We start from the raw sequence: 22188 nt of genomic DNA, 5'->3' as shown, positions 1-22188 counted from the left end.
CCAATCAGCCGGTCAAGCGATCACTCACCGCCTACGATCACTGACCGCAACGACACCCCTTGGACTCATTCATCTAGTGCGGCGGTCTGGCACCCCTCGCACGGGCCCCAGGGTGTTCAGCGGGCGCCGGGCCGTCCGCGCGGTGGGCAGCAGTCGCGACGGGCCGTCTGTCGGCGGCGTACGAGCCAGGCGGCAGTGATCAAGGCGGCTCCGGCGGCCTGGAACAGCCACATAGCGGGGCCGCCGACTGCCGTCCCGGTGGCGGCCGTGCCGGCGCCCGCGGCGACCAGCGCGCCGCCGCCGCAGCACAGCCCGATCAGGGAAAGCCCGGCGCCGAGGGCTGCGCTGAGGGTCCCGAGCGCGGCGAGCGTGGCCGTCAGCAGGTGGCCGAGCACCCGGCGCGGTCGGGCGAGGGCGCTGTGGGATGCCGTGCGCATCGAGGGGACTCCGGGGGCCGGGCGGATAGGGGTGAGGGTGTGGCCGGCTGCCGTTCGGGGGGATGCGGCAGCCGGCCGCCCTCCCGGCTCCCACGGGGGTTGGGGGCCGGGGCTCGGGGCTGGGGTCAGGCCCACAGGGCGCTGCCCCACCGGGTCAGGATCAGCAGCGCGATGGTGCCGATCCACAGGACGGGCACGGCCCAGTGGAACTCCGCCACGGTGCGGCGCACCCGGTCGGGGGCGGGGATGAGCCCGTGCTGGATGTTGTGCAGGGTGGTGTACCACAAGAGGAGGATCGTCACGGCCCATACAAGGGTGCACCACAGGCACAGCGCGCCGATGACATACAGCGAGGAGTACTGCAGCCAGGTCACGAAGCCGATGCCGAAGACGGTGCCGGCCTGCAGGCCCAGCCAGTGCCAGCGCCGGTAGCGGGCGCCGGCCAGCAGTCCTGCGCCGATGGCGATGACGGCGGGGAAGGCGGCCCAGCCGATGAAGGGGTTGGGGAAGCCGAAGGTGCTGGCCTGCCAGCTCTTCATGATGTTGCTGCTGGACAGGACCGGGTTGATGCTGCACGCCGAGACATGGTTCGGGTTGGCGAGCAGCGTCATCTTGTCGTGGGTGAGCACGGCCGAGGCGAGCAGGCCGAGGGAGCCGCCCAGGATCAGCAGGAGGGCGAACGTGCGGTCGGCGCCGATGGTCGTGTGCGTGCTCGTGTGCGCGGTCGGGAAGGCCGTCTCGTGGGCTGCTGGCGTGGTCATGGCGCCGTTCCGTTCTCGCATGCCTGCGGCCGGGGCTTTGTCCGTTGCCCGGCCGCAGAGACGGGGCGTGGGTGCGGGTCAGCAGCAGTGGCCGCCGTTGTCGCGGTCGGGGGCGGCCGGGGTGGGGACGGGCTGGGGCGGGCAGCAGTCCGCCTCGGCCAAGGGGGCTGCCCCGGTGGGAGCGGCGTGGCGGGCGGGCCGCCTGCGGTGGCGCAGCGCGGCGGCTGTGACCGCGAGGACGACCGCGAGCGCGGTGACGGCGATGGTGATGGTGTGGCCCTGGATCCAGGCGGTGGCGGTGGCGGACCAGGTGGCGAGGCCGCCGCCGGGGGTGGCGGTGGCGGGGCCGCCGGTGGCGGCGGGGTACCAGTACCAGGCCAGGTAGGCGCCGGTGAGGACGAGGACGGCGGCGGTGATGCGGGTGCCGTGCCGGGCCAGGGCGGTGATCTTGCGGGTGAGGGCGGCGCCCGCCGCGGCGGTGGTGACCGCGACGAGCAGCAGGACGGCGGCCGATCCGGTGGCGTAGGCGGCGAATACCGCGAGCAGCCCGGCGAAGCTGGCGGTGGCCTGGGCCTGGGCGATGACGGCCAGCAGCACGCCGAAGGTGCAGGACAGTGATGCGGCGGCGTAGCCGACGCCGAACACCACCATGCGCCGGGCGGTCGGCGGGCCCGCCGATCCTCTGGTGCCGGTGGACAGGTTCAGCTGCAGGCCGAGCGAGCGGCCGGTGAGCATGAAGGCGCCGAGGAGCAGCAGGATGATGCCGGTGGCCAGGCCGAGCCAGGGGGCGGCGGCGATCAGGGCGCGGGCGCCGGCGCTGACGATGAGCCCGGCGGCTGCGAGGGTGCCGGCGAAGCCGAGGGTGAGGGCGGCGCCGGAGCGCAGGGCGCGGGCGAGGCGTACCGGCACCGGCGAGGTGTCGGCTTCGCCGAGGGCGGCGGTGATCCAGGCGGGCAACAGGGCGAAGCCGCACGGGTTGACCGGGGCGAGCATGCCTGCGGCGAAGGCGAGGGCGAGCAGGCCGTTCACTTACGCGCCCGCCTTCTTCAAGGCGGCCTGGATCTGGTCCGCGGAGGGGTCGGTGGCCCGGTAGGTGACCTTGCCCTGGGGGTCGACGACGATCAGCGTGGACAGGGCCGCGACCTGGTAGCGGCGGGAGAGAGCGGCGCCCTTGTCGACGGTGGCGGGCAGTGAGGGCGCCTTGATGTAGTCGAGGAACTGCCGGATGGTCGCCGGCGACTCGCTCGGGTCCATGTCCACCGCGAGGAAGGTGGCCTTGTCCCCGAACGCCTTGGCGGCTGTATCCAGCGACTTGGCGCCGCCGGCGCATTCGCCGCAGCCCACGGAGAAGAAGAACAGAGCGGCGGGCTCCTTCGCGGGCAGCGCCAGCTCGGTGTCGTCAAGGAGGGTGACGGTGTCCGTCTCGGCGCTCTTGGCAGCGGAATTGCCGCTGCTGGCACCGGTCTTGGCCGTGGAGTCGGTGGTGCCGGTGCCGCAGGCAGACAGGGTGAGTGCGGCGGTGGCGGCCGCGGCGAGGGCCAGGGCGCTGCGGCGGCGCACGCGGGTGCGGCGGCCGGTGGGGAGCGGGGAGGTCATGGGTGGTGCGGGCCTTCCTCGGAGGCCGGGACCGGGTGAACGGTCCCGGTCGGCTGGGGAGTGGACGGGGGAGTGCGGCGGGTGACCGGCGAACGTCACCGCGGGCGCGGCAGTGCCGGGCGGGGCGGGGTCAGGGCTTGCGGAGCAGGTCGCGGTCGTGCTGGTCGGTGCGGGTGGCCGGGGGGCAGCAGGAGTCGCCGCCGGCGGAACTGCGGCGGCGCAGCCACCAGGCGAGAGCGCCGGCCGGCAGGACGGCGGCCGGGACCAGCAGCCAGGGGCTGCCCAGCACCCCGCCGAGGCCGGCCAGGGCGCCGCCGGCCAGCAGCACCGGGCCGGCGCAGCAGATGATCGGCAGCAGCACGACGCCGACCATCCCGACGGTGCCGAGCAGACCGCCGCGCCGGTCACCAGGTTGGGCGGGCGGGCGCGTCATCGCGACTCTCCCTTTCCGGGGATGCGGGGGCAGCAGTCCAGTGCGGCGGCGTTGTCCGCGGCCAGGGACCGGGCCAGCATGATCAGGTCCGCGACGCGGGGGTCGCCGACGGAGTAGCGCAGTTTCTTGCCGTCCCGGCGGGCGCTGACGTAGCCGCAGTCCACGAGGCAGGACAGGTGCACCGACACCCGCGGCTGCGAGATCCCGGCGTGCTCCACGCACTCCGCGCTGGTGCGCTCGCCGCGCTGGATAAACTCCAGCAGCTTCAGCCGGGTCGGGTCCGCAAGCGCGCGGAAGAACCGGGCCGTGGTGTCCAGGTGGATGCACGGCACCTCGGCCGTGGCCTCCGTGGCAGGGGAGCCGGTGAGGGCGGGGGTTTTCATAGGCGGGGCCTTTCCAAGCAGCTATTCGCTTGCCCGCATAGTATGGTGGCCGTCTGCCATTCGGCAAGCCGCATAGAAAACGGGTCCGGCGCGGAGCGTCCGGCCCCACTGAGGGAGGTAGTGCAGTGCCCCAGGCCCACACCGGTTACGACCTGGCGATCATCGGCTCGGGAGGCGGCGCGTTCGCCGCGGCCATCGCCGCCTGCAACAAGGGCAGGCGCGTGGTGATGGTCGAGCGCGGCACGGTCGGCGGCACCTGCGTGAACGTCGGCTGCGTGCCGTCCAAGGCGCTGCTGGCCGCCGCCGAGGCCCGGCGCGCCGCGCAGGCGGCCGGGCGGTTCCCCGGGCTGGCCCCGGCCACCGTGCCGGTCGACTTCCCGGCCCTGATCGGCGGCAAGGACGCCCTGGTGGAGCAGCTGCGGGCGCAGAAGTACACCGATCTGGCCGCCGGGTACGGCTGGCAGATCGTGCACGGCACCGCCACGTTCACCGACGGCCCCGCACTTCAGGTCGCGCTGAACGACGGCGGCACCACCACCATCGAGGCCGCCCACTACCTGATCGCCACCGGCTCCACACCCTGGACCCCGCCCATCGACGGACTGGACGAGGTTGGCTACCTGACCTCCACCACCGCCATGGAGCTGGACCAGCTCCCCGAGCACCTGCTGGTGCTCGGCGGCGGCTACGTCGGCCTTGAGCAGGCCCAGCTCTTCGCCCGCCTCGGCAGCCGCGTCACCCTGGCCGTCCGCTCCCGCCCGGCCTCCCAGGAGGAGCCGGAGATCTCCGCCGGCATCGAGGCCGTCTTCGCGGATGAGGGCATCACCGTCCACACCCGCACCCAGGTCAGCGCGGCACGCCGCGACGGCGACGGCATCCTCGCCACCCTCACCGGTCCCGGCGGCGAGCAGCAGGTGCGCGCCGGCCACCTGCTGGTCGCCACCGGACGCCGCCCGGTCACCGACGGCCTCGGTCTGGAGCGGGTGGGCGTGAAGACCGGCGACCGCGGCGAAGTCGTCGTGGACGAGTACCTGGGCACCGACAACCCCCGCATCTGGGCGGCCGGGGCCGTCACCGGGCACCCCGACTTCGTGTATGTGGCCGCGGCCCAGGGCACTCTGGTCGCTGACAACGCCCTGGAGGGGGCGGAGCGCACCCTGGACTACACCGCGCTGCCGAAGGTCACCTTCACCAGCCCGGCCATTGCCTCGGTCGGGATGACCGAAGCCCAGCTGGCCGAGGCGGGCATCGCCTGCCAGTGCCGCACGCTGCCGCTGGAGTACGTGCCCCGGGCTCTGGCCAACCGCGACACCCGCGGCCTGGTCAAGCTCATCGCCGAACGCGACTCCGGAAAGCTGCTGGGCGCCCACGTCCTGGCCGACGCCGCCGGCGACATCATCACCGCCGCCACCTACGCCATCACCGCAGGACTCACCGTCGACCAGCTCGCCCACACCTGGCACCCCTACCTGACCATGGCCGAAGCCCTCAAGCTCACAGCCCAGACCTTCACCTCGGATGTCGCCAAACTGTCCTGCTGCGCCGGCTGAAGCAGCCGCCGTCCCGGCCGCGCCCGAGGAGATCCCCTCCGGCGGCGCCCTTGCCCCGGACGCGGCGATCGTGCGCTTCGGCGGGCAGCACTCCCCAGGGGCCGGCCGTCGACTGCGCACGATCAGGGCGGCCGTGATCAGCGTGGCACCGGCCATCAGCAACAGCCAGGACCAGGGACCCGGCACGGCGGCGCCCGTGGCGGCCGTGCCCGCACCCGCAGCGGCCAGGCCGCCACAGCACAGACCGACCAGCGACAGCCCCGCGCCCAGCGTGGCGGCCAGGGCGCCGAGACCGGCAAACGTGACCTGCAGCAGTTGGCGGACAGCACGGCTCAGCGCACTGCGGTGCCGGGCCGGTACGGACGAGGCGGCGGCCATCGGCGGATTCCTCCCCGCGGTCAGCAGCACCGCCTGCGGCGCCGGTCGCGCTGGTCGTGCGCGCAGGAGGCGTCGCTCTGGAGGCGGCGGCGCACGAGCACGGTGACGACGGCGGCGACGGCCAGGACGACCCCGGCATCGACCGCCCAGGCGATGGACAATACGGCGCCGACGCCGGCCAGGGCCCCCGCGGCGAGCAGGACGGGACCCGCACCACGGGCAGTCGTCAGCAGTCGGCCGAAACCTGCGGCCCAGCCGCCGGCGGACCGGTCCGGCTTGCGGCGTGAGGGCCGGGAAGAGGTGTGCACCGGCGTGAGGCTCATGGCGAGTTCCTCTGCAACCTTAAATCTATTCGCTCATCCATATAGTATGGCGCGCTCTGACATTCGGCACAGCACAAACGGTCCCGACCTCCGTCCGAGGAGGGCCCGGCCGCCGCCTCACGGCTCGATGCGTGCCGTGAAACTGCCGAAGGTTGCGGCCTGCCGGATCTCCTCGGCGCTGACGAGGTTGGGGTCGTAGGTGAGCCGTGCGCCGCCGGTCCAGACCTTCTCGACGTTCACGATGCCCTCGACGTCACGCAGCTGCGTTTTCATCACGGCAACGCAGGCGGGGCAGTACATCCCGTCGATGCGGAGCTCAAGGGGGCGCTGGGGTCCGGGGTAGTCGGCCGCGGGCCGGCTGGTCGTGGTCGCGGCGGTGGACGGCGTGAGCGTTTCGGCGAGCCACGGGGTCACAGCGGTGGTCATCACCAGCCAGGCTGTGGCGAAGACGAGCAGGCCGCTGATGATCACTGAGCGGGCCCTGCGGAGCCCGGCAAGGGTGAACGAGCCGCCGCGGCGGCGTACCTCCCAGGCCAGGAAGCCGAGCATGAGCAGGCCGCCGGCCAGCGGCGCGTACACGGGCAGGACCCTGCCCGCCCCGCTCAGCAGCCCGGTGCCCGCGCCGACGGCGATCAGCAGCAGCGGTCCGGTGCAGCACAACGAGGCGACGAGCGCGGCCACCACGCCCCTGACGCCCAGCCCCCTGACGCCGCCGCGCGCGCCCGTCCGAACCCCCTCCCCCGGAAGCCGCTCCGGCTGGGCAGGCGGGAGGCGACGGCGGTTCGTCATCGATCGTCCGGCCCTTCCTGGGATGCGGGCCGGGACGGGCGATCCCGGTCGTCGAAGTCCGAGGCGGAGGATGCCGGCGGGCGGTGGGCGCGACGGGCGAAGACGGCAGCGACGACGCCGACGGCCAGCACGACCGCGACGGCGATCACCACGGGGTTGCCGAGCCAGGCCCCGGCCCCGGCGAGGGCGCCGGAGAGGATCAGGACGGGCGCGGCGCAGCAGACGGCCATCAGCACGGCGACGAGGCCGAAGCCGGCGCCTGGCCGGTCGGGGCCGTCACGGCGTCGAGGCGGGACGGGGGTGGGCATCAGGGGTCTTCTTCCATGCATTGCGTTTCCGCCGCTTTGGAGGGGCAGCGGGCGAGGGCGGCCGCGTTGTCGGCGGCCAGGGCGCGGGCGAGCACGAGCAGATCGGCTATACGCGGGTCGCCGATGGAGTAGCGCAGCTTGCGGCCGTCGCGGCGGGCGCTCACGTATCCGCAGCCGACCAGACAGGACAACTGGACCGACACCCGCGGCTGGGAGATCCCGGCGTACGCGGCGCACTCCGCGGAGGTGCGCTCGCCGCGCAGGATGAACTCGAGCAATCTCAGCCGTGTGGGGTGAGCCAGGGCGCGCAACGCCGCATACCCGGCCGGTTCGCCGACCGGGACGGCCGGAGGGGCCTGGAGCGGGGCAGGGGCTGTAGTGGGGTTCATTGGGAGCACCTTCCCACTTATTCGCTCACGCATATAGTATGCTGGCATCGACTATTCGCCAAGGCATATAGAAGCGGCTCGTCCTTCGTGCCGGGCCTGGAGCAGGGAGGCAGTACGGTGACCACGACGGAATCCGGCTTCGACCTGGCGGTCATCGGCTCGGGCTCGGCGGCGTTCGCCGCCGCCATCGCCGCCCGTAACAAGGGCAAGCGCGTGGTGATGGTCGAGCGCGGCACCACCGGCGGGACCTGCGTGAACGTCGGCTGCGTGCCGTCCAAGGCGCTGCTGGCCGCCGCCGAGGCCCGGCACACCGCACACGCGGCCGGGCGGTTCCCCGGACTGACACCCGCACAGGTGCCCGTCGGCTTCTCCGCCCTGATCGGCGGCAAGGACGCCCTGGTGGAGCAGTTGCGCACCGAGAAGTACACCGACCTGGCCGCCGAGTACGGCTGGGAGATCGTGCACGGCACCGCCGCCTTCGCCCGGAACGGCGGCGGCCCTGTGGTGGACGTCGCGCTGAACGGCGGCACCCGGCGGATCGAAGCCGCCCACTACCTGATCGCCACCGGCTCCGCGCCCTGGGCCCCACCCATCGACGGACTGGACCAGGCCGGCTACCTCACCTCCACCACCGCCATGGAACTCGACCGGCTGCCGGAGTCGATGATCGTGGTGGGCGGGAACGCCGTCGGCCTGGAGCAGGCCCAGCTCTTCGCCCGCCTCGGCACGACGGTCACCGTCGTGGAGGCCCTGGACCGGCTCGCCCCGTTCGAGGAGCCGGAGATTTCCGCCGTGATCGAGGAGGTCTTCACCGACGACGGCATCACCGTGCACACCGGCGCCACCCTGACCGCCGTCCGCACCCAGGACGGCGAGCGCGTCGCGAGCGTACGCACCCGAGGCGGGAACCAGGTCGACCTGCGCGCCGAGGAACTGCTGATCGCCACCGGACGCCGCCCGGTCACCGCCGGCCTGAAGCTCGAACAGGTCGGGGTCAAGACAAGCCGGCGCGGCGAGATCGTCGTGGACGAGCACCTGCGCACCAGCAACGAGCGGATCTGGGCCGCCGGCGACGTCACCGGACACCCGCAGTTCGTCTACGTCGCCGCCGCCCACGGCACCCTCGTCGCCGACAACGCCCTCGACGGTGCCGAGCGCACCCTGGACTACACCGCGCTGCCCCGGGTCACCTTCACCAGCCCCGCCATCGCCGCCGTCGGCCTGACCGACGCCCAAGTGGCCGAGGCGGGAATCCGATGCGACTGCCGTACGCTGCCGCTGGAGTACGTGCCCCGGGCGCTGGCCAACCGTGACACCCGCGGCCTGGTCAAAATCGTCGCGGAGGCCGGCACCGGCCGCCTGCTCGGCGTGCACGTCATCGCCGACGGCGCCGGCGACATCATCACCGCCGCCACCTACGCGATTACCGCAGGACTCACCGTCGACCGGCTCGCCCACACCTGGGCCCCGTACCTCACCATGGCCGAAGCCCTCAAACTCGCCGCCCAGACCTTCACCTCCGACGTCGCCAAGCTGTCCTGCTGCGCCGGCTGAACCATGAACGGGGAACGGAGCGGTCCATGAGGACGAACCGGGCGCGCTCGATGACGGTCGGCGAGCTGTCCCGCCGGACCGGGGTGCCGATCAAGACGCTGCGCGAGTACACCGACACCGGGCTGATCTACACGGTCGGCCGCAGCCCGGCGAACTACCGCATGTTCGACGCCGACGCCCTGTGGTGCGTGCAATGGATCGGCGAACTACGCGGCCTGGGCCTGACCGTGGCCGAGATCCGCGCCTCGACCAGGGAATGCCTGAACGGAATGCGACGTCCGCCATCATTCGGCCCTACCGCCGGTGCACGTGGCTCCGGGCTCGGGTGTCTGCGGGCCCTGGACGTACTTGTCGAGGAAATCCGCCACCCGGGAGTCCGAGCCGGCGGTCACGTTCAACTGGTGACCCCAGGCGGTCAGCGTGATGGGCGAGGACTGGCCGGGATATGGGCTCATCAGGGTGTACGGGGTCCTCGAGACGCGGTCCCCGAGCGCCTTGATGTCAGCGGCCGTCGCGTCGGAGGTGTAGGTGACCCAGACTGCGCCGTGTTCCAGGGAGTGCACAGCGCTCTCGTCGCTCACCGGCTTCTCGTATACGTCGCCGTCGCAGTTCTGCCAGACGGGATTGTGGTCACCGCCTGCGGGAGGCGTCATCGGATAGGAGACGTCTCCGGTGACATGGTTCCGGCTCAGGTTCGCCCAGGTCTTCTCACCCGCCACCACCGTGGCCTTGGCGTCCGTGCCGTCGGACGTGGAGACGAGATACCCGACGCCCACGCCGAGAGCGGCGACGGTCACCGCAGAGACGGCGATAACGGTGATCTTCCTGCGGCGGTCACGGGCCTGGTCTGCGCGGCGCATCTCTTCAACCCGGGCGCGCCGTCCGGCGGATTTGTCTCCTGAGCTCCGAGAAGCCACGAGGTGCGCACCTCCTTCGGCGCGAGCACACGGCGCGGCCGGCAGCCAGGGCATCCGGGCCAGCCGGTGCTGGATGGATACGGCCGCGCGCCCACCCGACGCCCCACACGGCACGGCGTCAGTGCATCCGTTCACCCGGCCGCTGTCGTGACCGGCTGCGGAACCCGACCGGCGTCGTCGACGCCTCGTCGGTGATCTCCATGGTAAGAACATCGAAGACGGTCCGCGACCGCTCAGCCAGCCTTTGGGTGCCGGCCCACCGGGCTCGCGTGGGGGCGATGGGACGCGGCCTCCGTTTCCGATCAGTCGGTGCGGCGGCGGCGCATGCGCTCGACGAGCCAGGACGCGGCGAAGAACGCCGGCAGGGTGATCCCGACCAGAAGCGCGCAGCCGGTGAGCGCGCTCGCTACGAACTGGCTGTCCAAGCCGGCCACTCCACGGTAGTAGCCGACGACGACGGTCATGAGCAGCAGGTACCCGCCGACGGCAGTGCCGGTGACCCGGAGAATCAGGGCTGGCCAGCCGCGTCTGGCCCGGGCCGGGGCGAGCGGGCTCGCGTGTCGGTCGGCCCGCGGCCGGGGTACCCGATCCGACTGTGCGCGGAGTCGGTGCAGGATGAGCAGGCCGAGAGCGAGGTATCCCATGACCAACAGATAGCCGGTCAGCATGATCGCAACGTTCAGCCAGACTGGCAGCACGGGATGTTCTCGCGGGCCGAGCGGTGGGGCCTCACTGTGGGTCCCGGAGCAGGAAGTGCCAGCCGCGGACGAAGGCATGCCAGCCGAACCACAACCACCACGCGAACAGCGCCCACCGCCCCACCCGGTAGCGCATCACCGCGCCCAGCGCATCGCTGAGGGTGGGAAAGCCGTCGCCGGTCCGGATGAGGCCGATTCCCTCCCAGGCGAACAGGGCGCCGAACAGAACCGCCCAGACGAGATACCCGATCACGGGATGTTCTGCCACCACAACCTCCCACACTGCCTGCGCCCCGCCCTGCCCTCTCCGGGCAGCTCACGAGGGAGCGCAACGACATGGAATCCTGCACCTCGGTGGCTATCAGTACCCGCCACCCCCGCCCTCACCTTCGATCTTGTTGCCGGCGACGTTGAGCACGTACCACTTGGCGCCGAACTGTAAGAGGTCCTGGCCGTTCATGTCGCCGGGCTTCCTGTCGCCCTGGTAGTAGTACAGCGGGTGGCCGTTGTAGGTGACTGCGGTGCTGCCGTCGTCCCGGATGGCCGTGCCGAGGAGGTCCTCCTTGGCACCTTCGGCCGCCTTGGGTTCGCCGGTAGTGGTCAGTGGCGGCCACGCCGCGGCACAGGTACCGGTGCACGTCGACTCTTCCGACGTGTCAGCCTCGAACAGATAGAGCGTTCGGCCCGTCCCGTCGACCAGGATCTGGCCGAGGGCGCTGGAGCGCGCGGTCACGGTGGCCGCTGCTTCGGGTGCGGTGGCCGTGGGCGAGGCGGTCCTCGCCGCCGTGGTCTCGGCGACCCTCGGGGTCGGCGCCTCGCCACCGTTCCCGCATCCACAGGTCACAGCGGTGAAAAGTGCCATGGCAGCCGCCATGACGGTCGACTGGGCGGTGCGCTTCATAGGGAGGCTCCTGCGGAGGATCGCCCTGTCCTGGGCGGACAGAGCGCGGCCGGCAACCGCCCCGGACGGGCAGACTTCCTCCACTACGAGGTCAGCCGGAGGCGCTTGGCAATTCCGGTGAGCTGTCCGGCGTACACGACCCCGCTCACCCCACTACTCCGTGCCACCTCCCCCTCCTGGGTGCAGACAACCTTTGATGCGCACCAGATAGTCCTGGAACCCAGTGATCGCTCGACGTAGGCCAAGCCACGCGGCGCTCGAGGGGCCCCCGGCCCGCACTGGCTGCTGCACCAGGCGAAATGCGGGTCCATTGCCGGGCCCAGGACGAACTCATCCAGGAAGACAGCCGCGCCGACGGTCTCGGGGAGGGAGTGTGGTTCAAACGCCGCGGCATCAGCGCGGGCTGACTCGAAAGGGACGAGCGCCGGATGCCCGCCGAGAGTATCCGGTCTCTCGTCCCCGCTACACGGGCACAGTTCTACCGCGAGCGAAGCGATGCCCACCGCGGGCCAGGCAAGCTACCGCTACGGCACACAGCCCGCCGCTGACGGCGAGCAGGGCCCAGGGAGCGAACCCGGGGCCGACGGGCGATGTCGGCGCCGGCTGATGATGACAGAGGTCAACCAGCCGGGGTCGGAGCGGCTGTCTTCGCGCGGTCGTTCACATTTCCGGCCGGTTCGGTTTCGAGGATCCAGCAGACGCCGGCGTTGTCGTGGTCGGTCGGCTGGCCCTGCTCGGCGTGGGCGAGCAGGGTTTCGAGGTGGGCTTCGAGGGTGATGAGTTCGGCGATCTGGGCGCGTACGTCGGCCAGCCGCCCGCTCAGGAGCCGGCCGACATGGCCGCAGGGGCTCTCGCCGCGGTCGTGCGCGGTCAGGATCTGCCGCACTTCCTGCAGGGACATGCCCGCGGCCTGGCAGCGGCGGATGAAGCGGAGCCGGTCGGCGGTATCGGGGGTGTAGTCGCGGTGGCCTCCGGCGGTGCGGGTGGGCGGCGGCACAAGGCCGGTGTCCTCGTAGAAGCGGATGGTCTTGGTGCTCGTTCCCGTGAGCTTGGCCACTTCGCCGATCTTCATCGCGTCCTCCACTTGAACTTCCAGTGCGCTGGAAGTGTAACGCTGTGCGTGTCCCAGGGTCCCCCTGCAACCCACGGCCGCCGATCCCGGCGGTCGCCCCCATAGCGAGGAGTGTCTGATGAGCGAGACCACGTACACGGTCACCGGCATGACCTGCGGCCACTGCGCCGACGCGATCACCAAGGAGCTCAGCGACCTCCCCGGTGTCCGCAAGGTCGATGTCGATGTCCCCTCCGGCCGCGTCACGGTGACCAGCGACAGCCCGCTGGCGACGGAGGACGTACGGGCCGCCGTCGTCGAGGCCGGCGAGTACGAGCTGGTCGCCTCCTGACGCTCCCCGGGGAGCCCGCGCAGTCGCCGCCCGCCTGGCGGGCTCCTTCGAGGTACGACTCGACCGACTCCCTCGGCCGGCCCGTGTCCATCGGCGGCTGAACCACCACCGACCCGGCCTGCCCCTGGTCCAGGCACAGAAAGACAGCCTCACTATGACGACCACCGAAGCAGAGACGAGCGTTCAGCTACCCAAAGTCGAACCGCCGGATCAGGCCGAGCCGGAGAACACGGTCAGTCTGTCCATTACGGGTATGACCTGCGCTTCGTGCGCGGCGCGCATCGAGCGGAAGCTGAACAAACTGCCCGGCGTGCGCGCGTCGGTGAACTTCGCCACCGCCAACGCACGCGTCTCCCACCCGGACGACGTGACGCCGCAGAAGCTCATCGAGGTGGTCAAGGCAACCGGGTACGGGGCCAGCCTCCCCGCCCCGCCCGCCTCCGCCGAGACCGGGGCCGCGGCCGACGGCGGTGGCGGGCCCGCGAGCGACGAGAAGCGCCACGTGCGGGCGCTGCGGGACCGGCTGCTGGTCTCCACGGCCCTGACGGTGCCGGTGGTGATGCTCTCCATGATCCCGGCCATGCAGTTCCGGTTCTGGCAGTGGCTGGCCTTCGCGCTGGCCTCACCGGTCGCTTTGTGGGGGGCGTGGCCGTTCCATCGGGCCGCAGCGCTGAACCTGCGCCACAAGGCGGCGACCATGGACACCCTGGTGTCGCTGGGGGTGCTGGCGGCCTGGCTCTGGAGCGTCTACGCGCTGTTCTTCGGCGGCGCCGGTGAGCCGGGGCTGCGGATGACGTTCTCGCTCCTGCCCAGCTCGACCGAGCACGCGGGGATGGCCGAGGTGTACCTGGAGGTGGCCGCGGCGCTGACCGCGTTCATCCTGGCCGGGCGCTACTTCGAGGCGCGGGCCCGCAGGCGGGCCGGGGAGGCGATCCGGGCTCTGATGGACCTGGGGGCCAAAGACGTCACCGTGCTGCGCGACGGGCGTGAGGTGCGGGTGCCGATCGACCAGCTGGCGGTCGGGCAGGAGTTCGTCGTACGGCCCGGGGAGAAGATCGCCACCGACGGGGTGGTGGTCGAGGGTTCCTCGGCGGTGGACGAGTCGCTGCTGACGGGCGAGTCGCTGCCGGTGGAAGTCGGCCCCGGGGACGCGGTCACCGGTGCGACCGTCAACGCGGGGGGCAGGCTCGTCGTGCGCGCTTCCCGGGTCGGGTCGGACACCAAGCTCGCGCAGATCGCCCGCTTGGTGGAAGAGGCCCAGACCGGCAAGGCCGAGGTGCAGCGCCTCGCCGACCAGATCTCGGCGATATTCGTGCCGGTCGTCATCCTGCTGGCCGTCGAGACCCTGATCGCCTGGCTGTATCTGGGCTACCCGGCGCCGGTCGCGATGACCGCGGCGGTGGCGGTGCTGATCATCGCCTGCCCGTGCTCGCTGGGGCTGGCCACGCCGACCGCGCTGATGGTCGGCACTGGCCGTGGGGCCCAGTTGGGGCTGCTGATCCGGGGGCCGGAGGTGCTGGAGTCCACGCGCCGTATCGACACGATCGTGCTGGACAAGACCGGCACCGTGACGGAGGGGCGGATGCGCCTGGCGGATGTGGTTCTCGCCGAGGGCGAGGACCGTGAGGAGGTGCTTCGGCTGGCGGGCGCGGTCGAGCACGCCTCGGAGCACCCGATCGCCAAGGCCATCGCCGATGCCGCCGCCGAGGAGACCGGTGACCTCGCGCGTGTCATGGACTTCGCCAACCACGCCGGTTGCGGCGTCACCGGCACCGTCGAGGGACGCCAGGTGGTGGCGGGCCGCGCGAGCTGGCTGACCGAGCGGGGTCTGGAGATCCCGTCCGCCATGGTCAGGGCCCAGCAGAAGGCCGAGCGCACCGGGCGCACCGTGGTCTTCGCCGCCTGGGAAGAGAAGGTACGGGCCGCCCTGGTGGTCGCCGACACCGTCAAGGCGACCAGCGCCGAGGCGGTCGCCCAGTTCAAGGCACTCGGCCTCACTCCCGTACTGCTCACCGGCGACAACACCGCCGCCGCCCAGCATGTCGCCGCCGAGGTCGGCATCGACACCGTCATCGCCGAGGTCCACCCCGAGGACAAGGTGGCCGAGGTCAAGCGGCTGCAGGGCCAGGGCAAGGTCGTGGCGATGGTCGGCGACGGTGTCAACGACGCCGCCGCGCTGGCTCAGGCGGACCTGGGGCTGGCGATGGGTACCGGCACCGACGCGGCGATCGCCGCAGCCGATCTCACCCTGGTCAAGGGCGACCTGCGCGGCGCGGCCGACGCGATCCGGCTCGCCCGCAAGACGCTGTCCACCATCAAGGGCAACCTCTTCTGGGCCTTCGTCTATAACGTCGCCGCCCTGCCGCTGGCCGCGCTCGGACTGCTCAACCCGCTCATCGCCGGGGCAGCGATGGCCAGTTCCTCGGTGTTCGTCGTCACCAACAGCCTGCGGCTCCGCCGCTTCCAGCCGACCAACCGCAAGTAACCATCCCTGTCCACCGGTCCACACTCACACGCACGAACTAAAGGACACGCTCATGGCTTTGCAGATCAAGCACCGCACCGCACTCGCCATCGCCGCGGGAATCGTGACGGTCGGCGTCACCGCCACCGTCGCGGTCGCCGGCGGCTCCGATCCGGCCATGCCGAACATGCCGGCCGCCTCGCCCACCGCCGCCGCCACCCCAGCCGCATCCCCGGCCCCCTCCGCCACCGCGACTGCTCCGGCCCAGCCCGCCCCCTCGGCTTCCCCGGCCCAGCCTGCCCAACCTGCCCAGCCGACCGCGCCCGGCAACGGCGCCCCCAACGGCATGCCCATGGACATGCAGATGATGTACATGCAGATGCAGCTCGAAGCCATGCGCATGGGCATGGAGAAGGGGATGGAGATGGGGAAGGGGCAGGGGTCGATGCCCAACATGAACGGCACGCCGGCACCTGGCGGAACGCAGCAGAACGGCAGCGGCGGTGCCTCTCCCAACAACGGTATGGGAGGCGGCGGCATGGGCGGCGGCATGGGCATGGGCGGCATGATGGGCATGGACGGAATGTGACGGTGACCGACCCTAAGACCCTCGAGGACGAGCGGGACCGCCGCATGGCGGTGCGGGTGAGCGTGGCGGCTGCCGGCCTGGCCGGTGCCACCCTGCTCACCGCCGCGCTGGTGGGTGCCGCCCAGCCGTCCGCGGCAACGGCGGCGCCCGCGGCGGCGAGTACCACACCGTCCGCAGCGACACCGGCACCGCAGCAGGCCGCGCCCGCCCCTCCGGTGACGCGCAGCAGCGGCAGCGGCTGCGGCTCCAGCGGGCAGGCCACGCCGCCGGCACAGGTCCCCGTGCCTCCCCAGGGCCAGGCGCAGCCTGCGCCGCCGGCTCCCGCGCCGTCCGCACCCGTGACGCGTAGCCGTGGCAGCTGAGCCGGCCGAGGCCCGGTTTCCGGTGATGGGATCCGCCGGCCACCTCCTGGTGGCCGGCGGACCCGGGCTGGAACTTCTGGCGCTGGCGCGATCCCGGCTGGCGGCGCTGGAGTCGCTGTGGTCCCGGTTCCGTGCCGACAGCGAACTGTGCCGTCTCAACGCCTCGCCAGGCCGCTGGGTCCAGCTCTCCGCGCCGACCGCAGCGCTCGTACGCCAAGCCGTACGGGCATGGGAAGCGACCGGTGGGCTGTTCGACCCCACCGTGCTTCCCGCGCTGGAAGCCGCCGGATACACCCGCAGCTTCCCTGACCTGCCCCCGGAGCTGCCGTCCGGTGCCGCGCCCGCCCCGGCTCCGGGCTGTGCGGGCATCGAGATCGAGGACGACCGGGTGCGACTGGCTCCCGGCGTACGCCTCGACCTCGGCGGCATCGGCAAGGGATACGCCGCCGACCTCGTCGCCCAGGAACTCCTGGCCGCGGGAGCGGAGGGAGCGTGCGTCAACCTCGGCGGAGACGTACGGGTGACGGGAAGGGCTCCCGGCACCGGGGCATGGACCGTCGCGGTGGAGGACGAAGCCAGACCCGGAACGGACCTGGCCTGGCTGGCCCTCGCCGAAGGGGCCGTCGCCACCTCCACCCGGCTGCGCCGCCGATGGCAACGGCAGGGACGGCAGCTCCACCACCTCATCGACCCGACGAGCGGGGCCCCGGCCGCAGGCACGGTGGTCACCGTCACCGTCGTGGCCGCCGAGGCCCACTGGGCCGAGGTCCTGGCCAAAGCGGCGCTGATCGCCGGACCGCCCGCCGGGGTGGCCCTGCTGGAGGCCCACGGGGTCGCCGGCCTGCTCGTGACCGAAGACGGCACGGCGCACCGCGCCGGGCCCTGGGAAAGGTATGTGACGTGGACCCCCAACTCTGGTGGCACCTCGCCCGCGTCGGCGGGCTGATGTCCTGGTGGCTGCTCTCGGCCACCGTCCTGTGGGGACTGCTGATGTCCACCCGCGTACTGGGCCCACGCGCCGCCCCCGCGCGCCTGTACGACCTGCACCGCTTCCTGTCCGGCCTGTCCCTGGCCTTCCTGACGGTCCATCTGCTCGCCCTGCTCGCCGACTCATGGGTGGACATCGGCCTGCTCCAACTGCTGGTCCCCTTCACCTCCGACTACCGGCCGGCGGCGGTGGCCTGGGGCGTCACCGCCCTCTACCTCCTGGCCGCGGTCGAGGTCACGTCCCTGCTCAAGGACCGCATCCCGCACCGGTGGTGGCGCTACGTCCATGGCAGCACGTTCGCCCTGTTCGTCCTGACCACCGTGCATGCCCTCACCGCCGGCACCGACGCCACAGCGGTGTGGTGGACCGGACTCGCCCTCGCCGCGGCGGTCGGCTTCCTTACCGTGTACCGGCTGCTGGCCGGACGCCACGCCGGCGGCAACTTCACGCCCGCAACCACACGTACTGCCGTCCAGACGCCGGTACGCCGAGACCTGCCCGGATCCCGGCCTGTGATCGTGAAGGACACGCGGCGCGCCGCCGACGGCGTCGTCACCCTAGACCTCGCAGCCCCCGACGGCACACCACTGCCCCCGTGGGAGCCCGGTGCTCACGTCGACCTCATCCTGCCGTCCGGGACGATCCGCCAGTACTCGCTGTGCGGCGACCCAGCCGACCGGGACACCTACCGCGTCGGCGTCCTTGACCTGCCCGACGGACGCGGAGGCTCGGCGGAGGTCCACGCACTGGAAGAGGACCAGCACGCCGCCATCAGGGGCCCCCGTAACAAGTTCCCGCTGGTCCTGGCCGACCACTATCTGTTCATCGCCGGCGGCATCGGCATCACGCCCATCCTGCCCATGGTCCGCGCCGTGGCCGCGGCCGGGCGCGAATGGCACCTGCTCTACGGAGGGCGCTCCCGGGCCACCATGGCCTTCGCCGACGAACTGGCCGCCCTCGGCGGCGACCGGGTCCGCCTGGTCCCCCAGGACTCCGACGGCCTGCCCGACCTCGCGGCCGCCCTGGCCGAAACCCCACCGGGAGCAGCCGTCTACGCTTGCGGCCCCGAACCGCTGATCAGAGCCGCCGAAAAGACCGTCGCCGCGGACTTCTCCGACCGGCACCTGCACATCGAACGCTTCTCAGCCCCCGGGAACGCTCCGCAGCAGGCTGGTCGCCCGGCCCCGGCACGGGAGTTCCAGGTAGAGCTGCGGCGCTCCGGGCGCGTGCTGCCGGTCCCGGCCGACCGCACGCTGCTGGAGGTGATCCGCGAGGCCACCCCCGGCGCCGCGTCCTCCTGCGAGGAAGGCTTCTGCGGCACCTGCGAACTTCGCGTCCTGGACGGCACCCCCGACCACCGCGACACCGTCCTGCCCGCCGGCGAGCGGGATCGCCGCGACATCATCTACCCCTGCGTCTCACGCTCCCGCACCCCCCGTCTGGTCGTGGACCTGTGACCCGACCTGCCCCATCCTCGCGACCGAGAGGCCGTCCGAGCGAACTTGCGCAGCCCTATCCTTCGCCGACACCGAGCCGCACCTCACCGTACGACCCGGGCCGGGGATCTCAGCAGGCAGTGAGCAACAGCCACCACTGGCACGTCAGTTCCGCTCCGCCGGACCGGAAGCAAGGCCCACGCACCGAGAAGGATGTCTCACATGAGCAAGGTCAATTCACTACGACAGAGGCTGGGGCGCCGCACCGCTCTCGCTGTCGCCGGAGGTGTCGCCGCCATCGGAGTCTCCGTGGCCCTCGCCACCGCGGCAGTCGCCGCAGGCGATCCCGGCACACCCACCCCGACCGCTCCGACCAGTCCGTCCACGAGCTCATCGCCCAACCCGTCCGCGACCCCCGGCACCGGCACAGCCGGCTGGGGCATGGGCGACATGGGCATGGAGGACGACCGCATGGACGACATGCGATCGGGCGACATGGGCATGCAGGACGACAGGGACGACATGGGCGAGATGAGCGGCATGGGTGACGGCTGAACCGCCGTCGGCCGACGAGTAACGCGGGCGCGCACGGCGATGGCGAATCCCGGGCTGCGAAGGCGATCGCCACACTCCTGTCGCCCCGCGTTCCTTGCCTGGCCTCGGGAGTCTGTCAGCCCTCTTGGCCGTGCCGAGGTGGCCCGGGGGGCCACTGATCGGGGTCGGGCTGAGATTCAATGGCCTGGCAGACAACGGCTTCGCCGCCGGTCCGACGGGTCCGGTCGGCGGCGCGCCGGGCGCCGAGCAGGACCTGGCGCAGTTGCTGGAGTTCGGCCAGTCTGCGGTCGATCCGGAGGAGGTGGGCGTCGAGCATCTCGGTGACTCGGCCGCACGGCTGGGCTCCGCCCCGCTGCAGGTCCAGGATGTCGTTGATCTCTTCGAGGGTCAGACCCAGCGTTTTGGCGCGCCGGATGAAGCGCAGCACCTCCAGGTCCGCCTCGTCGAAGAGTCGGTACCCGGACTCGGTACGGCTTGCCCGAGGTATCAGGCCCCTGGCCTCCCACAGCCGGATGGCCTTGGCGCTCACACCCACCAGGTCCGCCGCTTTGCCCACGGTCATACCGCTCACGAATCGTCCTCATCTGGGTATGTCTGCCACTGGCTGGTAGAGGGCTCGCGGACGAGCCTGACCTCAGGGCTGACTGGCTACTCGGCCCGTGTCATCGTCCTGCCGCAGCAGCAGGTCGGATTGTTCTGTCCGGTGCAGCTCGGCGGGGCCGCTTTGGTCACGGTCAGTTCGCACCCGCAGCCCGGATCGGGGCACCGGTAGACCTCGCCCTCACGGAATGGCATCGATTTCGCCTCCATATATCGTTTCTCTTCCGTCGTGACCGAGGCTAAAACTCGGCCCCAGGGGCAAGGTCAAGGCTCTTCGCGTGCGGCGACTGAGGGAACGCGGCCGAGGGCGGGCAGGCGGGTGGTGAAGGTGGTGCCGTGGCCGACCTCGCTGTCGGCTGTGAGGGTGCCGCCGTGGGCGGCGGTGAGTTCGGCGGCGACGGCGAGGCCGATGCCGGAGCCGTCGGCGCGGGTGTCGCGGCCGCGGAAGAAGCGGTCGAAGACGCGGGCGAGGTCTTCGGCGGGGATGCCGGGGCCGGTGTCGGCGACCCGTAGCTCGGCCCAGCCGTCGTCCTCGCGCAGGGTGAGCGTGACGGTGCCGCCCGCGGGGACGAACTTCAGGGCGTTGGTGAGCTGGTTGGTGACGATCTGGCGCAGCCGTACCGGATCGCCGTCGACGCTCACCTCGTCCAGCTCGGTGCGCAGCGTGAGCCGTGCTTCGGCGAACCGGTCGGCAAGGCCGGTGGTGGTGGCGGCCACCAGGTCGGTCAGGGACACGGGCGCGCGTTCGAGGGTGAAGGCGGCGGAGTCGGCGGAGGCGAGGGTCTCCAGGTCGGCGATGAGCCGGCCCAGCCGCAGGGTCTCGTCGTGCAGGGAGTCGATGACCCTGTCCGTGGGTTCGCTGACGCCGTCCTGGACGGCTTCGAGCTGACTGCGCAGGATGGCCAGGGGGGTGCGCAGTTCGTGGGCGACGTCGGCGGCGAAGGTGCGGCGTAGCTCGTCCTCCTTCTCGACCCGGTCGGCCATGGTGTTGAAGGCGGTGGCCAGGCGGCCGATCTCGTTGTTGGGGATGGTCGTCGCCCGGCGGTCGCGCTGCCCGGCCGCGAGGTCGTCGGCGGCGCGCGTGAGTTCGGCGATGGGGGCGGTGGCCCGCCGGGCGGTGTAGAGGCCGACGAGGAGTGCGATCAGGCCCGCTGTGAGGCTTCCGGCGACGAGCAGGCGGTTGACCGATGCCACGAAGTCCTTGTCGACGGCGGGGATCACGCCCTGGGGGACACGGACCTGGAGGGTGCCGACCTGCTTTCCGTCCACGGTGATCGGCAGGCTGCGGGCCGGGCCGAGCTCTCCGATGCCCATCATCTCGCGGTGCAGGGCCAGCGTGGCCGCGTCGACGTCGGCATCGGCGAGTGACCACACGTGGCGGCCCGCGGGGTCGAGCAGTTCGGCCTCCGAGCCGGTCATGGTCACCGTCGGCGCGAGCTCGCCCAGTGCCTGGGGCTTCCACTCGCCGTCGCGGGCGTAGTCGGCGGCGAACAGGGCGATCAGCTGCTGTTGCCGGGTGCGCTGCTGTCCGGCCAGGTAGTCGTCGAAGCGGTCGCCGAAAGCGGTGTTCACCAGGACCGCGGTCAGTACGGCCGTACCGACCCCGAGAGCGGCGAACGCCAGGGCGAGGCGGCGGGCGAACCGGCCGCGCAGCAGTTCACGCATCGCGGTCCACATCGCGATCCACTCCGAGTTTGTAGCCGACGCCCGGGACGGTGACGATGACTGTGGAGGGCGGGGTGTCGCCGATTTTGCGGCGCAGGTTCTTCACGTGTACGTCGATGGTGCGTTCGTACGCCTCGAAGGTGTGGCCCTGGACGCGACCGACCAGCTCCAGGCGGGTCCAGGCCCGCCCGGGGCGGGAGGCGAGCGCGGCCAGCAGGTCGAACTCGGTGCGGGTCAGGTCGACCGGCCGGCCGTCGGCGTGCGCCTCGCGCCGCTCTGTGTCGATCCGCAGCCGGCCCTCCCCGTACGACGCGGCCTCCTCCTCGGCGTGGGTGCGGCTGCCGCGGGCGCGGCGCAGCACCGCCTCGACGCGGGCGACCAGCTCGCGCGGGCTGAAGGGCTTGACCACGTAGTCGTCGGCACCCAGCCGCAGCCCCATCACCCGGTCGTTCTCGCTCGCCTTGGCGGTGAGCATCACGATCGGCACGTCCCCGGCCTTGCGCAGGAGCCGGGCCACCTCCTCGCCGGGCAGACCGGGCAGACCCAGATCGAGGACGACCAGGTCGGGGTGGGAGGCGGTGGCGAGGTCGAGGGCAGCCCGGCCGTCGCTCGCCTCCAGCACCGTGTAGCCGTCGCGCTCCAGATAGTCGCGCAGCAGGCCGCGCAGCTTCGCCTCGTCGTCGACGACCAGCACCGTCGCGGTCACGGA

Annotated in this window: 27 protein-coding genes and 1 pseudogene; 10 read left to right on the top strand and 18 right to left on the bottom strand. The window is 71.9% G+C overall.

Annotated features, from left to right (window positions below; translation table 11 throughout):
• Nucleotides 1-116: 116 nt before the first annotated feature.
• From NLX86_RS12215 to NLX86_RS12190, 6 genes are all read right to left on the bottom strand, one after another.
• Nucleotides 117-437: a hypothetical protein gene (locus NLX86_RS12215; RefSeq protein WP_254371657.1), complete on the bottom strand. Its 321-nt coding sequence runs from the start codon at nucleotides 435-437 to the stop codon at nucleotides 117-119.
• Between the two features lie 125 nt (nucleotides 438-562).
• Nucleotides 563-1198, bottom strand: a complete 636-nt coding sequence (locus NLX86_RS12210; protein ID WP_254371656.1) for a vitamin K epoxide reductase family protein — start codon at nucleotides 1196-1198, stop codon at nucleotides 563-565.
• Between the two features lie 78 nt (nucleotides 1199-1276).
• Nucleotides 1277-2227, bottom strand: a complete 951-nt coding sequence (locus tag NLX86_RS12205) for a cytochrome c biogenesis protein CcdA (RefSeq protein WP_254371655.1) — start codon at nucleotides 2225-2227, stop codon at nucleotides 1277-1279.
• A complete protein-coding gene (locus NLX86_RS12200; protein WP_254371654.1) occupies nucleotides 2228-2794 on the bottom strand; it encodes a TlpA disulfide reductase family protein in 567 nt (188 codons plus the stop codon). It lies immediately after the preceding gene.
• A 130-nt stretch (nucleotides 2795-2924) separates the two neighbouring features.
• Complete coding sequence (locus NLX86_RS12195) at nucleotides 2925-3227, bottom strand: mercury transporter (RefSeq protein WP_254371653.1); 303 nt, start codon at nucleotides 3225-3227, stop codon at nucleotides 2925-2927.
• Nucleotides 3224-3610 (bottom strand): helix-turn-helix transcriptional regulator, encoded by a 387-nt coding sequence (locus NLX86_RS12190; protein ID WP_254371652.1) that lies wholly within the window; start codon nucleotides 3608-3610, stop codon nucleotides 3224-3226. The genes NLX86_RS12195 and NLX86_RS12190 overlap by 4 nt, the downstream gene beginning before the upstream one ends.
• A 125-nt stretch (nucleotides 3611-3735) precedes the next feature.
• Between NLX86_RS12190 and merA (NLX86_RS12185) the strand changes: the two genes are divergently transcribed.
• Nucleotides 3736-5160 (top strand): mercury(II) reductase, encoded by a 1425-nt coding sequence (gene merA, locus NLX86_RS12185; protein WP_254371651.1) that lies wholly within the window; start codon nucleotides 3736-3738, stop codon nucleotides 5158-5160.
• Nucleotides 5161-5558: 398 nt separating this feature from the next.
• Here merA (NLX86_RS12185) and NLX86_RS12180 read toward each other — a convergent pair whose 3' ends face one another.
• From NLX86_RS12180 to NLX86_RS12165, 4 genes are all read right to left on the bottom strand, one after another.
• A complete protein-coding gene (locus tag NLX86_RS12180; RefSeq protein WP_254371650.1) occupies nucleotides 5559-5861 on the bottom strand; it encodes a hypothetical protein in 303 nt (100 codons plus the stop codon).
• Between the two features lie 117 nt (nucleotides 5862-5978).
• On the bottom strand, nucleotides 5979-6650 hold the full coding sequence (locus NLX86_RS12175) for a hypothetical protein (protein ID WP_254371649.1): 672 nt from the start codon (nucleotides 6648-6650) through the stop codon (nucleotides 5979-5981).
• Nucleotides 6647-6958: a hypothetical protein gene (locus NLX86_RS12170; protein WP_254371648.1), complete on the bottom strand. Its 312-nt coding sequence runs from the start codon at nucleotides 6956-6958 to the stop codon at nucleotides 6647-6649. Before NLX86_RS12170 ends, NLX86_RS12175 begins: the two co-directional genes overlap by 4 nt.
• Nucleotides 6958-7347, bottom strand: coding sequence for a helix-turn-helix transcriptional regulator (locus NLX86_RS12165; RefSeq protein WP_254371647.1), 390 nt, complete (start codon nucleotides 7345-7347; stop codon nucleotides 6958-6960). The genes NLX86_RS12170 and NLX86_RS12165 overlap by 1 nt, the downstream gene beginning before the upstream one ends.
• 117 nt (nucleotides 7348-7464) lie before the next feature.
• On the opposite strand from NLX86_RS12165, the gene merA (NLX86_RS12160) reads away from it, so the two are divergent.
• Nucleotides 7465-8901: a mercury(II) reductase gene (merA, locus tag NLX86_RS12160; RefSeq protein WP_254371646.1), complete on the top strand. Its 1437-nt coding sequence runs from the start codon at nucleotides 7465-7467 to the stop codon at nucleotides 8899-8901.
• 26 nt (nucleotides 8902-8927) lie between these two features.
• Nucleotides 8928-9137: pseudogene (locus tag NLX86_RS12155) on the top strand (MerR family transcriptional regulator); the annotation flags it as partial.
• A gap of 48 nt (nucleotides 9138-9185) precedes the next feature.
• Here NLX86_RS12155 and NLX86_RS12150 read toward each other — a convergent pair.
• The 5 genes from NLX86_RS12150 to NLX86_RS12130 form a co-directional block, all read right to left on the bottom strand.
• Nucleotides 9186-9761: a DUF3105 domain-containing protein gene (locus NLX86_RS12150; protein ID WP_254371645.1), complete on the bottom strand. Its 576-nt coding sequence runs from the start codon at nucleotides 9759-9761 to the stop codon at nucleotides 9186-9188.
• 359 nt (nucleotides 9762-10120) lie between these two features.
• Nucleotides 10121-10486, bottom strand: a complete 366-nt coding sequence (locus NLX86_RS12145) for a DUF6256 family protein (protein WP_254371644.1) — start codon at nucleotides 10484-10486, stop codon at nucleotides 10121-10123.
• 61 nt (nucleotides 10487-10547) lie between these two features.
• Nucleotides 10548-10784: a DUF6186 family protein gene (locus NLX86_RS12140; protein ID WP_254371643.1), complete on the bottom strand. Its 237-nt coding sequence runs from the start codon at nucleotides 10782-10784 to the stop codon at nucleotides 10548-10550.
• A gap of 93 nt (nucleotides 10785-10877) precedes the next feature.
• A complete protein-coding gene (locus NLX86_RS12135) occupies nucleotides 10878-11417 on the bottom strand; it encodes a hypothetical protein (protein WP_254371642.1) in 540 nt (179 codons plus the stop codon).
• Between the two features lie 619 nt (nucleotides 11418-12036).
• Complete coding sequence (locus NLX86_RS12130; RefSeq protein ID WP_254371641.1) at nucleotides 12037-12489, bottom strand: heavy metal-responsive transcriptional regulator; 453 nt, start codon at nucleotides 12487-12489, stop codon at nucleotides 12037-12039.
• A 118-nt stretch (nucleotides 12490-12607) separates the two neighbouring features.
• On the opposite strand from NLX86_RS12130, the gene NLX86_RS12125 reads away from it, so the two are divergent.
• The 7 genes from NLX86_RS12125 to NLX86_RS12095 all read left to right on the top strand — a co-directional run bounded on the left by NLX86_RS12125 (nucleotide 12608) and on the right by NLX86_RS12095 (nucleotide 19214).
• On the top strand, nucleotides 12608-12820 hold the full coding sequence (locus NLX86_RS12125) for a heavy-metal-associated domain-containing protein (protein ID WP_254371640.1): 213 nt from the start codon (nucleotides 12608-12610) through the stop codon (nucleotides 12818-12820).
• A gap of 154 nt (nucleotides 12821-12974) precedes the next feature.
• Nucleotides 12975-15305, top strand: coding sequence for a heavy metal translocating P-type ATPase (locus NLX86_RS12120; RefSeq protein WP_374213866.1), 2331 nt, complete (start codon nucleotides 12975-12977; stop codon nucleotides 15303-15305).
• Between the two features lie 52 nt (nucleotides 15306-15357).
• Nucleotides 15358-15873: a hypothetical protein gene (locus NLX86_RS12115; protein WP_254371674.1), complete on the top strand. Its 516-nt coding sequence runs from the start codon at nucleotides 15358-15360 to the stop codon at nucleotides 15871-15873.
• Between the two features lie 2 nt (nucleotides 15874-15875).
• On the top strand, nucleotides 15876-16235 hold the full coding sequence (locus NLX86_RS12110) for a hypothetical protein (protein ID WP_254371638.1): 360 nt from the start codon (nucleotides 15876-15878) through the stop codon (nucleotides 16233-16235).
• Nucleotides 16225-17181 carry an FAD:protein FMN transferase gene (locus tag NLX86_RS12105; protein WP_254371637.1) on the top strand — a complete coding sequence of 319 codons (957 nt, stop codon included), beginning with the start codon at nucleotides 16225-16227 and terminating at the stop codon, nucleotides 17179-17181. The genes NLX86_RS12110 and NLX86_RS12105 overlap by 11 nt, the downstream gene beginning before the upstream one ends.
• A complete protein-coding gene (locus tag NLX86_RS12100) occupies nucleotides 17136-18680 on the top strand; it encodes a 2Fe-2S iron-sulfur cluster-binding protein (RefSeq protein ID WP_254371636.1) in 1545 nt (514 codons plus the stop codon). Before NLX86_RS12105 ends, NLX86_RS12100 begins: the two co-directional genes overlap by 46 nt.
• Nucleotides 18681-18881: 201 nt before the next feature.
• Nucleotides 18882-19214 (top strand): hypothetical protein, encoded by a 333-nt coding sequence (locus tag NLX86_RS12095; RefSeq protein ID WP_254371635.1) that lies wholly within the window; start codon nucleotides 18882-18884, stop codon nucleotides 19212-19214.
• A gap of 115 nt (nucleotides 19215-19329) precedes the next feature.
• On the opposite strand, the gene NLX86_RS12090 is transcribed toward NLX86_RS12095, so the two are convergent.
• From NLX86_RS12090 to NLX86_RS12080, 3 genes are all read right to left on the bottom strand, one after another.
• Nucleotides 19330-19776, bottom strand: a complete 447-nt coding sequence (locus NLX86_RS12090; protein WP_254371673.1) for a heavy metal-responsive transcriptional regulator — start codon at nucleotides 19774-19776, stop codon at nucleotides 19330-19332.
• 302 nt (nucleotides 19777-20078) lie between these two features.
• Entirely contained in the window at nucleotides 20079-21491 is a 1413-nt protein-coding gene (locus tag NLX86_RS12085; protein ID WP_254371634.1) for an ATP-binding protein, read from the bottom strand.
• On the bottom strand, nucleotides 21472-22185 hold the full coding sequence (locus NLX86_RS12080) for a response regulator transcription factor (protein WP_254371633.1): 714 nt from the start codon (nucleotides 22183-22185) through the stop codon (nucleotides 21472-21474). The genes NLX86_RS12085 and NLX86_RS12080 overlap by 20 nt, the downstream gene beginning before the upstream one ends.
• Nucleotides 22186-22188: the final 3 nt, after the last annotated feature.

This window comes from Streptomyces sp. A3M-1-3, from assembly GCF_024213665.1.
Lineage (GTDB): Bacteria > Actinomycetota > Actinomycetes > Streptomycetales > Streptomycetaceae > Streptomyces.
The sequence above is the reverse complement of the archived record's forward strand: the minus strand, read 5'-3'. Positions and strand labels throughout refer to the sequence as shown.